Genomic DNA, 14,239 nt, shown 5'->3' on the forward strand with positions numbered 1-14,239 from the left:
AGCTTTGTAAAAAAACTAATAGGTATAGGCGTTTAGACATCCCAGGTTAATCAACTGATTGTAAGCGAATAGGCTTAGAATAAACCATCCTTCTTATGAGTACATCGAAGATTGTCTCCATATTTGATCGTCTATTGTGCCTAAAATGAAACTCATCAAGGTATCCTTGAAGTCGTTCTTCACTGCAATGTTGGTGAATTCCTCTTAGCCATCCCTTTATATTCATAATGTGAAAATGGAGATCTGGAAAATTTTTGCCCTTCTCTGATTTCATTTGTTCCATATTTGGGTAATCTTTTTTTAGAGGAATATATCCTTTCCATACATCAGTGACGATTTTTGCATCCTTGCTAATGTATGTTTCAAAAAATGGTTTAAACGAAGTATTCGAAGCATCGCTGATAACTTGGGCGTAAGCACGTCCAACCCCGCCTTTGACTATTTCTAAGGCAACAATGACAAGCTTTTTATCCCCTTTACTCCGGCCTGGTTTTCCTTCTTCTGGTCCGCCGATATAGAATTCATCTACATGAACTATCCCGTTGATAGGATGCAATTTACTGCTTTGCATAGCTTGTTGGATTTTCCATTTGAATTCCCAACAAGTCTTCTGACGAAGTTCAAACTCTCGAGATAATTCCAACGAAGACATTCCTTTCTTCTTTGTACTTATTTTGAATGCTATGTGAAAAGCCAGTAGTAATGGGAATTTACATTTATCAAACTGAGTCCCGGCTGTTGGACTTTCATCATATTTACATTTCATACATCGTCTTGAAAATGGCTTAACGCCTTTGCAGTATTTTGTATGGCCACATTTTTTACAATGGAATTCTGTTTCGTTCCACTTGATCCCTGCCAAGTACCGATAACAATCTTCATCTGTCGAAAATGTTTTATTGAATTTAATTGAGTTCACTCCTTTAAATTGATTTCTTTCATTCATGCTACAAAAGTAGCCATTATTAATTTATTGAGCGGTCTAAACGCCTATACCTAAAAACTAATAAGTAGCAGACATAATATCAATGTGTTTTTGTATCTCATAGTAGCACCTCAAACAGTTTGAATTCAAACTATATTTGCAAAAAAATTAGCTCTCTATAATGCGGTTCATCGTTTCTGTCATTCTTTGAATATCATCTAAGGATAACGACAACTTAGCAATGTCGTATGTTTTGTACACTGTTGGATACAGTTTATACATAAATTCTTTCCCTTTGGGGCTTAAAGATATAACATTGTTTCGCCTATTTGTCAGATCGGGTCGGCGCTCGACCATATTACGTTTCACAAGATTGTTAATTAATGATGTAAGGCTTGATTTGTTTTTGCCAATTCGATCAGCAATCTCTTGCTGGCTGGCATGCCCTTCATAGGCCCTATAACGCAAATAATACATTACTTGTGTCATCTCCAGGGTAATATCACTATACCCATGCTCTTTTAATTTCTTATTAATTCGCTGTCGCATATTTTGTCGAAGCCTTAATATAGCTTTGAAAAAGAGGTGAATAGTTTTTACTAATTCTTGATCTTCCATTTTGCAAATATAGCAAGCGGCCGTCTCAAAACAAGTTTTTGAGACGGGTTTTTCTTTTCTCTGTGATCTACAAGGAAATTAATAAATCATAGTTTTTCCCCATTCATAATTGTGTTTTATTAAGAGGTTCATTTTTTTTCTTGCCCAGAACTTGACTAATAGAAAGACGATTCAACGCTATTTCAATTCCACTTTGGTACGATTGGGAGCCCTTATCGCGCTGTTCTTTCGACATGCTCTGTACAATTTCAATTCCACTTTGGTACGATTGGGAGTGTTCATAATTTGAATGACGAAGTTCCTGATTGAATTTCAATTCCACTTTGGTACGATTGGGAGCGTAATCGAAAAGTGCAACTTTTTCTTCTTTGGAATTTCAATTCCACTTTGGTACGATTGGGAGATTGTTTTTGTCAGGGGTGCCGGGTTTCCCTGATATATTTCAATTCCACTTTGGTACGATTGGGAGAGGTGCCAGAGGGGAATGCGCCGTGCTCAAAATAATTTCAATTCCACTTTGGTACGATTGGGAGACGGCAAAAGACGGGGCATATATTGCAATTTATTCATTTCAATTCCACTTTGGTACGATTGGGAGCAAGAGGGGCTCCGTATCAGTGAGGTGATCAACATTATTTCAATTCCACTTTGGTACGATTGGGAGGTAGACCCGGCCTCTCTTATTATTTCAAAGGGAAAGAATTTCAATTCCACTTTGGTACGATTGGGAGATAAGTTTGTAACTCCAAGTGCCCAGTTACGAACAAATTTCAATTCCACTTTGGTACGATTGGGAGGCAGCAATGAGCTGACTACCGGGCTGACGTTTTTGATTTCAATTCCACTTTGGTACGATTGGGAGCGCAAATAATCGTACCGACAGCGGCAATTATCACATTTCAATTCCACTTTGGTACGATTGGGAGCATTATTAAATCCTGCATTCCCATTTGCCAATACCTCATTTCAATTCCACTTTGGTACGATTGGGAGTACTTTGAGCACCTATCTTAGCCAATCCGAATCGAAATTTCAATTCCACTTTGGTACGATTGGGAGAATCAGGGAAATGCGATATTCAGCGATTCTGTGTAATTTCAATTCCACTTTGGTACGATTGGGAGCAACAAAAGCGGGAAAGTGATAGGGTTTTCCGGCATTTCAATTCCACTTTGGTACGATTGGGAGCAAATTGATGTTATGTAGGTGTTTAATAGGATCGTAATTTCAATTCCACTTTGGTACGATTGGGAGCTTAATAGGTTTAGTGTCTATTTTAGTAAATGAGATATTTCAATTCCACTTTGGTACGATTGGGAGTTGATTGTTGAATGCTTTTTCCCGTGCGGTTAGCTTATTTCAATTCCACTTTGGTACGATTGGGAGGATAAATCGTCTCTTTAGCCTGAGCGATCTTTTTAATTTCAATTCCACTTTGGTACGATTGGGAGGAAACACCCCTTTGGGAAGCGTCTCGGTTACGTCATTTCAATTCCACTTTGGTACGATTGGGAGAAGTTGCCGCAAACCTTTTAGTTGCTGAATCGAAATTTCAATTCCACTTTGGTACGATTGGGAGTTGTATCCATTAGCATAAAAATAATCGGCTATCATATTTCAATTCCACTTTGGTACGATTGGGAGTTTTTTCCGGGTCATCCATTCCTTTGAATAGAATCTATTTCAATTCCACTTTGGTACGATTGGGAGCATGGCAATCGGAGTCAATGTCGAAGGCGAAGGATATTTCAATTCCACTTTGGTACGATTGGGAGAACAAAGAGGAGTCGTGAATATCAATGCTTACGTGTATTTCAATTCCACTTTGGTACGATTGGGAGTTGCTGCGTCTATCTGTTCGTCTGTTGCATCTTCATTTCAATTCCACTTTGGTACGATTGGGAGCTTCATGCTGCAGTGCATCCAATTTTACCTAAAGCATTTCAATTCCACTTTGGTACGATTGGGAGCCTGATAAATCGTCTCTTTAGCCTGAGCGATCTTTTTAATTTCAATTCCACTTTGGTACGATTGGGAGAAATGTGGCCCGTATTCCACCGGATTGATCAATACTATTTCAATTCCACTTTGGTACGATTGGGAGAACAATTCAAGATCCCCGTGCCAAGTAGATAACACATTTCAATTCCACTTTGGTACGATTGGGAGTGCCAGCCAAATGTGTAGAATGTCGCCAGAAGCGAGATTTCAATTCCACTTTGGTACGATTGGGAGCGTATGTTGATAACCTCACTTATGCGTAGCCCTTCTATTTCAATTCCACTTTGGTACGATTGGGAGTTGATAAACTCACTACACAGCTTCGTCCCTACAAATTTCAATTCCACTTTGGTACGATTGGGAGAATGATTCGATTTGTAGTTGAGTAGGAGGGGAAGCTATTTCAATTCCACTTTGGTACGATTGGGAGTTTAATTAAAGGATTACTACCAGCTGAAACCAAGCATATTTCAATTCCACTTTGGTACGATTGGGAGTCTGGTTGAGGATTATCCCCCGACATTGGTTCATTAAATTTCAATTCCACTTTGGTACGATTGGGAGTTTGATTAAAGGATTGCTACCAGCTGAAACCAAGCACATTTCAATTCCACTTTGGTACGATTGGGAGTTTAATTAAAGGATTGCTACCAGCTGAAACCAAGCACATTTCAATTCCACTTTGGTACGATTGGGAGATAATGAGATAAATCAAATTACCCCACCTACTTTATTTCAATTCCACTTTGGTACGATTGGGAGGGAGATTAGGTCCGGAAGAACTTCACGAATTATTGAATTTCAATTCCACTTTGGTACGATTGGGAGTGTCAGTTCGCATCAGCTCAATGCACTCTTTATGTCATTTCAATTCCACTTTGGTACGATTGGGAGTTAATAATCCCGGCACCTTCTATCCCGGTGAAATAAACATTTCAATTCCACTTTGGTACGATTGGGAGACCATAAAGGCGCTGCGGCTGACAAGGTCTTTCTGATTTCAATTCCACTTTGGTACGATTGGGAGACTAACCTTAAACCGTATAGAACAAAAACTCACTGATTTCAATTCCACTTTGGTACGATTGGGAGCTTTCCCGCTTTTGTTGCAGATAGGAAACATGATGATTTCAATTCCACTTTGGTACGATTGGGAGGCAGGTAGCTTTTATTTTATTGGAACTCGCTCAACGTATTTCAATTCCACTTTGGTACGATTGGGAGCTGAAATCTGCATCACTTACCATTAAATTACCGCTATTTCAATTCCACTTTGGTACGATTGGGAGAATGAACGATAATCAAGTTTACAAGTATGGTCAAAGTATTTCAATTCCACTTTGGTACGATTGGGAGAAGTTGCCGCAAACCTTTTAGTTGCTGAATCGAAATTTCAATTCCACTTTGGTACGATTGGGAGTTGTATCCATTAGCATAAAAATAATCGGCTATCATATTTCAATTCCACTTTGGTACGATTGGGAGTTTTTTCCGGGTCATCCATTCCTTTGAATAGAATCTATTTCAATTCCACTTTGGTACGATTGGGAGCATGGCAATCGGAGTCAATGTCGAAGGCGAAGGATATTTCAATTCCACTTTGGTACGATTGGGAGAACAAAGAGGAGTCGTGAATATCAATGCTTACGTGTATTTCAATTCCACTTTGGTACGATTGGGAGTTGCTGCGTCTATCTGTTCGTCTGTTGCATCTTCATTTCAATTCCACTTTGGTACGATTGGGAGCTTCATGCTGCAGTGCATCCAATTTTACCTAAAGCATTTCAATTCCACTTTGGTACGATTGGGAGACGACCTTCAAATGAAGAAGAAATTCATCATTTATATTTCAATTCCACTTTGGTACGATTGGGAGAAATTGCAGATTTTGAGACTTTTAATTGTGGTTAACAGATTTCAATTCCACTTTGGTACGATTGGGAGGTGACAAAGCTGGCCGGCAGGCCATCGAGCGCAAATTTCAATTCCACTTTGGTACGATTGGGAGCGCTCTGTGAAGCCAGAAGCCAATCCAATCACCTTATTTCAATTCCACTTTGGTACGATTGGGAGAGCTATTATGATTTTTCTGATGCTCATTTATTATAATTTCAATTCCACTTTGGTACGATTGGGAGTTTGAAAGCCAGTTTAAAAAGATGCTGGTCAGGAATTTCAATTCCACTTTGGTACGATTGGGAGTCCACTTCCGATTGCACATACCGTGATTGTTCCCTTATTTCAATTCCACTTTGGTACGATTGGGAGTTTATGCCTTGATTTCTCTCCAACGACTTAATAAAATTTCAATTCCACTTTGGTACGATTGGGAGCACCTTCATAACTTTCTGTTGATTTAGTGGACTTAATTTCAATTCCACTTTGGTACGATTGGGAGTCCTGACCTTTCCCACGTCCGGACTTCATTAAATTATTTCAATTCCACTTTGGTACGATTGGGAGTCTAGTAGCGCCAATTGTCCCAATCCAGTAACATATTTCAATTCCACTTTGGTACGATTGGGGTCCAATCAATTGTTTGAAGACGGAGATTACAAACATTTCAATTCCACTTTGGTACGATTGGGAGAGCCACTGCCGGAGTCGACCGTTGAGTATTACCTCATTTCAATTCCACTTTGGTACGATTGGGAGACCATAAAGGCGCTGCGGCTGACAAGGTCTTTCTGATTTCAATTCCACTTTGGTACGATTGGGAGACTAACCTTAAACCGTATAGAACAAAAACTCACTGATTTCAATTCCACTTTGGTACGATTGGGAGCTTTCCCGCTTTTGTTGCAGATAGGAAACATGATGATTTCAATTCCACTTTGGTACGATTGGGAGAATGAACGATAATCAAGTTTACAAGTATGGTCAAAGTATTTCAATTCCACTTTGGTACGATTGGGAGACAGCAAAAAAGATAATTAAAGACCAAGGACACTCATTTCAATTCCACTTTGGTACGATTGGGAGTTTGTAGGCAGACCACAACAAGCAGTACAATTTAATTTCAATTCCACTTTGGTACGATTGGGAGTGGAATTGTAGTGCAACAATAGCTTTGATTAGTCCATTTCAATTCCACTTTGGTACGATTGGGAGCTCCTTCATCGTCACGTTATCGCCATCCACACTTTATTTCAATTCCACTTTGGTACGATTGGGAGCAATCAATCGACGTAGTTGTCGAGCTCGGCAATGAATTTCAATTCCACTTTGGTACGATTGGGAGCGGGCGCTTCCGCTCTGCCCGGATGGTAGTCATTTTATTTCAATTCCACTTTGGTACGATTGGGAGTGTTTTGTTGCGTATCCGGAACACCCAAACTGCCCGAATTTCAATTCCACTTTGGTACGATTGGGAGGGAACCGGCGCATTTTATCTGACGTGCTTTTCATAATTTCAATTCCACTTTGGTACGATTGGGAGACCAGCAAGCTGCTTGGTGGGCTACTTTTGAAATCATTTCAATTCCACTTTGGTACGATTGGGAGACGTTTCAATAAGTTCGTTCGCTTTATCCATCCAGCATTTCAATTCCACTTTGGTACGATTGGGAGCAGCAATGAGCTGACTACCGGGCTGACGTTTTTGATTTCAATTCCACTTTGGTACGATTGGGAGATAATGAGATAAATCAAATTACCCCATCTACTCTTATTTCAATTCCACTTTGGTACGATTGGGAGAACAACAGAAGTGAATGCCCCATGCTGAGCAACTTGATTTCAATTCCACTTTGGTACGATTGGGAGCAGGGAGACGAACTCTCGAACGCAGGTTTCATGCGATTTCAATTCCACTTTGGTACGATTGGGAGCCATTCAATGTTTATTATTATCAAACAAAAAAGGAATTTCAATTCCACTTTGGTACGATTGGGAGAAAAAATTAAATCGATTGCTGGAATTACCAGAATTATTTCAATTCCACTTTGGTACGATTGGGAGACGGATCAGACGGTGTAAACCCAAACCACATCTAATTTCAATTCCACTTTGGTACGATTGGGAGCCAATGCCTCATTTCTTTGTAGCAGGGTTCGTTAATTTCAATTCCACTTTGGTACGATTGGGAGGAAGTCAAGTCGTATTTGAAGGTTGATTATACGCATTTCAATTCCACTTTGGTACGATTGGGAGGCATTGAGCAGGCGAAGAAGAAGACTAGCGCGTTTGGATTTCAATTCCACTTTGGTACGATTGGGAGCGACATAATGAAATTGTTTTTACAAGCGGTCTGGTATTTCAATTCCACTTTGGTACGATTGGGAGATCAAATAGTTTCTGAACATCTCGGCTATCGTAATAATTTCAATTCCACTTTGGTACGATTGGGAGTTTTCAGAGCGTGAAAATTGTAATTTGTGCTTTTATATTTCAATTCCACTTTGGTACGATTGGGAGTAAGTTCTGGTATGGCTTCTTCGTGTCTTTTCTTTTATTTCAATTCCACTTTGGTACGATTGGGAGACAGGCATTTGACGAAAATAAACAGCCTATCAAAAATTTCAATTCCACTTTGGTACGATTGGGAGCATAAAGGATTCAGAAGCTACCTGTGGGTTCCGAGTATTTCAATTCCACTTTGGTACGATTGGGAGATTATTAAATCCTGCATTTCCATTTACTAATATTTCATTTCAATTCCACTTTGGTACGATTGGGAGTGCTGTGTTGCATATTGAACCTGTAACAGACCCTAATTTCAATTCCACTTTGGTACGATTGGGAGTTCCATCTCCATCGATGTAGTCTTGAGACAATCCTAATTTCAATTCCACTTTGGTACGATTGGGAGTTCATTCTTGCGGCATGTGATCCGTCAAAATATCCATTTCAATTCCACTTTGGTACGATTGGGAGAATAAGGCGTTTCAGAAGCGGAACAGGTTTTTGCGTATTTCAATTCCACTTTGGTACGATTGGGAGCCATTCCCTTTCGGCTGTTTCTTTTTGCTTTCCATTTCAATTCCACTTTGGTACGATTGGGAGTCATTTTCAGTTATATTGCCTTGTTCAAGATCTTTATTTCAATTCCACTTTGGTACGATTGGGAGAACGGTAAGTAGAAATAATGCCCAAATAGCGATAATATTTCAATTCCACTTTGGTACGATTGGGAGTTTCAATCCCAAGATCTTTACACACGCTGTAAATAATATTTCAATTCCACTTTGGTACGATTGGGAGTTTCAATCCCAAGATCTTTACACACGCTGTAAATAAAATTTCAATTCCACTTTGGTACGATTGGGAGAATCAAAGGACCCGATTAAGTTCGAGTGCTTATATCATTTCAATTCCACTTTGGTACGATTGGGAGGAGGAGTTACTACTTCACCGGAAGTAAGTAACGCATTTCAATTCCACTTTGGTACGATTGGGAGGGTATAGTTGTTCGGCCATGTAACCGGTATGATAAAATTTCAATTCCACTTTGGTACGATTGGGAGGGCCGCCAATCATTCTAACCCGAAAACAGGAAATATTTCAATTCCACTTTGGTACGATTGGGAGCAACAATGTATAACAGCAATAGCGGTTGTAGTGCTATTTCAATTCCACTTTGGTACGATTGGGAGCATTTCCTCCGCCGTGTTAATATAATTCCAATCAGCATTTCAATTCCACTTTGGTACGATTGGGAGTGTAATGTTCTTTGCTGCCCAATCAACTGTTGATAGGTATTTCAATTCCACTTTGGTACGATTGGGAGGTGTAATGTTCTTCGTCTGTTTCTTCATAGTATCCTTATTTCAATTCCACTTTGGTACGATTGGGAGCCCGTTATACTTACTTGTTTTCATATTTTTTTTCCTTATTTCAATTCCACTTTGGTACGATTGGGAGCAAACCTTAGCTGATGCAAATACATAAGATCCGCATCCATTTCAATTCCACTTTGGTACGATTGGGAGTAATCACTCTGACCTTGCCGGCACCACAATTCCATAATTTCAATTCCACTTTGGTACGATTGGGAGAGTGATTTTGTAATTGATAACTGAGAGGGGTAGTTATTTCAATTCCACTTTGGTACGATTGGGAGTTTATTTAAAGAATTGCTACCGTCCGAGACTAATCACATTTCAATTCCACTTTGGTACGATTGGGAGTTACCAAAATTGCAACCGACAAACATTGTGGAAGGCATTTCAATTCCACTTTGGTACGATTGGGAGAAACTTTCTCAAATAAAGAGCAGGGAACGAGGCGTATTTCAATTCCACTTTGGTACGATTGGGAGGTGACAAAGCTGGCCGGCAGGCCATCGAGCGCAAATTTCAATTCCACTTTGGTACGATTGGGAGTGAACTCAAAGCTTTTCCAGCAACTGTACGTGTCAGATTTCAATTCCACTTTGGTACGATTGGGAGCAGCCGTAAGGCACTGAAATTAGCAAAATATTATTATTTCAATTCCACTTTGGTACGATTGGGAGGTTCATGTTTGAACATAACAACAAAATAGTGACACATTTCAATTCCACTTTGGTACGATTGGGAGATCAAATAGTTTCTGAACATCTCGGCTATCGTAATAATTTCAATTCCACTTTGGTACGATTGGGAGTTTTCAGAGCGTGAAAATTGTAATTTGTGCTTTTATATTTCAATTCCACTTTGGTACGATTGGGAGTTCCACTCTTTATGCCCCCTGTTCCCCCAACAATCATTTCAATTCCACTTTGGTACGATTGGGAGTTTATCCTGTCCAACACTTCGCCAATCTCGAAAAACATTTCAATTCCACTTTGGTACGATTGGGAGTAAGTTCTGGTATGGCTTCTTCGTGTCTTTTCTTTTATTTCAATTCCACTTTGGTACGATTGGGAGTTCAACATTTCATCTACGATGTTGGTTCCCTTGTGAATTTCAATTCCACTTTGGTACGATTGGGAGAATAAGGCGTTTCAGAAGCGGAACAGGTTTTTGCGCATTTCAATTCCACTTTGGTACGATTGGGAGAATTGGAGATCCCGAACTTATGGAAATCTTTAATAATATTTCAATTCCACTTTGGTACGATTGGGAGATTATTCAAGTAAAAATGCTCTATAACGCCAGCCGTATTTCAATTCCACTTTGGTACGATTGGGAGAGAGTATTTAACCCTGCGTTCAAGTTCTGAAATTCTATTTCAATTCCACTTTGGTACGATTGGGAGTTTGCTCGATTGATTACGATGTTACCGAGGAAGGCAATTTCAATTCCACTTTGGTACGATTGGGAGCAGATAGCATGTACGTAGTGAACACATGCAACAAAATTTCAATTCCACTTTGGTACGATTGGGAGAATTGGAGATCCCGAACTTATGGAAATCTTTAATAATATTTCAATTCCACTTTGGTACGATTGGGAGGATGAGCGAAGCCGGGCTGCTTTATGGCTCGGAGATTTCAATTCCACTTTGGTACGATTGGGAGCCTGTCTGGGACATTGTTCACAAGCCACATATCACACATTTCAATTCCACTTTGGTACGATTGGGAGTCGTTTCGATCTTTTATAATCATTGAAAAATAGGTATTTCAATTCCACTTTGGTACGATTGGGAGTGTGTTGGCCAGTTCAAACGTAACGCAATACTTGCATTTCAATTCCACTTTGGTACGATTGGGAGGCTGGTAGTAATCCCTTAATCAAATCACTTAATTATTTCAATTCCACTTTGGTACGATTGGGAGGCGGTTCGGCCCGGGAAGTAAGCTCCCATGACGAATTTCAATTCCACTTTGGTACGATTGGGAGTCTGGTAGTTTTTGATATTTTGAAATACCATTCCAATATTTCAATTCCACTTTGGTACGATTGGGAGGCAAGTCGCTCGGGCTTACACAAGATGAACTTGCATTTCAATTCCACTTTGGTACGATTGGGAGTAAATTTGGAGATGCACCACACACAAGTACCTTAATTTCAATTCCACTTTGGTACGATTGGGAGGTTGGTGCCCAGACAATGTCCGCCGCGGTGAACATATTTCAATTCCACTTTGGTACGATTGGGAGGCTTTTGATGTTGGTTGAAACAAACGCATTATAACCATTTCAATTCCACTTTGGTACGATTGGGAGCTCTTACATATATGTTTAAATTTCTTTTTACGTCATTTCAATTCCACTTTGGTACGATTGGGAGCATTGTGATTGACCAGTTCATCCCTAAAGCAACAATATTTCAATTCCACTTTGGTACGATTGGGAGTCTGAATTTTGAATTTTCAGCGAACAAATTAAACGCATTTCAATTCCACTTTGGTACGATTGGGAGGTCAAAGCAATTAAAAATCATCTTTCCATTATTGTATTTCAATTCCACTTTGGTACGATTGGGAGATCCAGCCGGATCACCTCCAAATTGTTGTCTCGAATTTCAATTCCACTTTGGTACGATTGGGAGTATTTTTTGTAATTGCATACTGAAATCGTCCGCTCATTTCAATTCCACTTTGGTACGATTGGGAGTGAAATTACTACCTTAAATGATTGGGATATACCTTATTTCAATTCCACTTTGGTACGATTGGGAGAAAATTACGGAACCATATTGGCTCGAACTGGATGAATTTCAATTCCACTTTGGTACGATTGGGAGTTAACGAAGGAGAAAGACCGACCTGCATCGCAACCAATTTCAATTCCACTTTGGTACGATTGGGAGAGCACTATGATTGCGTGTTATAAAACGTTTTTATTAATTTCAATTCCACTTTGGTACGATTGGGAGATGGTATTCGTATCCACTCTGCAAACTTTTTTTAATTTCAATTCCACTTTGGTACGATTGGGAGAAGTTGGGGGTTAAATGTGCTGACCCTTTAAACTTGATTTCAATTCCACTTTGGTACGATTGGGAGGAACCTTGTTATTTGCGAATAGGCCCGGCCATGAGGCATTTCAATTCCACTTTGGTACGATTGGGAGTAAAAAACTGGGCGTGGAAGGCTGAAACTCAATTGAAATTTCAATTCCACTTTGGTACGATTGGGAGTCCCTCCGTTAATCTGGTATTCAATAAAAAAACCGTATTTCAATTCCACTTTGGTACGATTGGGAGGCCGCCTCTGGTCATATAGTAAACCTGACCTTTCTTTATTTCAATTCCACTTTGGTACGATTGGGAGTTAGCGCAGTTGTTAAGCAATACTGAAGTACTGAAATTTCAATTCCACTTTGGTACGATTGGGAGTTTGATTATGATTTCTGGCAAACCTGGTTACTGAAATTTCAATTCCACTTTGGTACGATTGGGAGTTGGCTCATTATATAGTCCCAGCGCCATGTTTACGAATTTCAATTCCACTTTGGTACGATTGGGAGTTACCATTAAATATCTGTCCGCGCTGGTATTCTTTTATTTCAATTCCACTTTGGTACGATTGGGAGAATGGCGAAGGTTAGCGCTAAATTACCGCTAACTGCATTTCAATTCCACTTTGGTACGATTGGGAGGCTGTATGTATTCGCGATGCCTTTCACCCTGTCTTATTTCAATTCCACTTTGGTACGATTGGGAGGCATCGTCTGTTTTAGCCAGCTTGTATTTCTCATATTTCAATTCCACTTTGGTACGATTGGGAGAAAGAAATGGGGTCGTGAGCCTTATAATATCAGTAATTTCAATTCCACTTTGGTACGATTGGGAGCCATACTCCTTTAATCCTTTCTCACCTTGTTTAGCGAATTTCAATTCCACTTTGGTACGATTGGGAGTTTTTGCCAATGATAATCCATCTGATAGATTTGTATTTCAATTCCACTTTGGTACGATTGGGAGTTTGGATTCAATAGATAATAACTTGGTTAATCCTGTATTTCAATTCCACTTTGGTACGATTGGGAGAGTGATTTGACATATGCCGTAGTCTACAACGAAACCTCATTTCAATTCCACTTTGGTACGATTGGGAGCCCATTCAAATTTATCTAATGCATATAATAATGTATTTCAATTCCACTTTGGTACGATTGGGAGCGGAAAGTAAATAAGTAACCTTTAAACACTAAGCTAATTTCAATTCCACTTTGGTACGATTGGGAGAAAGTCTTAGCCTGTAACAGCGGTTGAATTTTTTGTATTTCAATTCCACTTTGGTACGATTGGGAGAACGTGGTTAGCTACGTCTAACCGGGAGATTGATATTTCAATTCCACTTTGGTACGATTGGGAGGCAAACGTTGTTGAAACGATTGAAAAGACTATTGCTTATTTCAATTCCACTTTGGTACGATTGGGAGCAATACCCTTTCTCGGCTGACTCCTTACTTTGAGCATTTCAATTCCACTTTGGTACGATTGGGAGGATGGGAGGAATGCGACTGCCACGCTTTAAACTGTTATTTCAATTCCACTTTGGTACGATTGGGAGCCTATCACCAAGAATCCTGACAACTCACTTACATATTTCAATTCCACTTTGGTACGATTGGGAGTTTGAATTTCAGGAATTCCAAGCCCCTCTACTTCATTTCAATTCCACTTTGGTACGATTGGGAGACGCTCACAAAGCGAGCCGCGCATCCGGACGCGCATTTCAATTCCACTTTGGTACGATTGGGAGTTCCTGATAGTCGCCTTTTGAGTTCAACCGAACGCCATTTCAATTCCACTTTGGTACGATTGGGAGAATAAAAAAAACCGCTAAATTAGCAGGCTTTTACTTATTTCAATTCCACTT

General features: G+C 39.7%; 2 protein-coding genes and 1 CRISPR repeat array (1 of these 3 cut by a window edge). Both genes read right to left on the reverse strand.

Translation table 11 applies throughout. The features are described from left to right. Positions 1-46 precede the first annotated feature (46 nt). Positions 47-946, reverse strand: a complete 900-nt coding sequence (locus tag GJU82_RS08340; RefSeq protein ID WP_153631109.1) for an IS1595 family transposase — start codon at positions 944-946, stop codon at positions 47-49. A 147-nt stretch (positions 947-1,093) separates the two neighbouring features. Further along, positions 1,094-1,543, reverse strand: a complete 450-nt coding sequence (locus GJU82_RS08345; RefSeq protein WP_153631725.1) for a MarR family winged helix-turn-helix transcriptional regulator — start codon at positions 1,541-1,543, stop codon at positions 1,094-1,096. Positions 1,544-1,722: 179 nt separating this feature from the next. Then, positions 1,723-14,239: direct repeats of the CRISPR family, unit length 30 nt; unit sequence ATTTCAATTCCACTTTGGTACGATTGGGAG; it runs 1,984 nt beyond the window's last position.

The sequence above is a fragment of the Prolixibacter sp. SD074 genome, assembly GCF_009617895.1.
In the GTDB taxonomy this organism is placed as follows: Bacteria; Bacteroidota; Bacteroidia; order Bacteroidales; family Prolixibacteraceae; genus Prolixibacter.

Excerpts from the sequence above, each read along its gene's own strand:
- GJU82_RS08340 (WP_153631109.1), bottom strand. The coding sequence starts at position 946 with ATGAATGAAAGAAATCAATTTAAAGGAGTGAACTCAATTAAATTCAAT.
- GJU82_RS08345 (WP_153631725.1), bottom strand. The coding sequence starts at position 1,543 with ATGGAAGATCAAGAATTAGTAAAAACTATTCACCTCTTTTTCAAAGCT.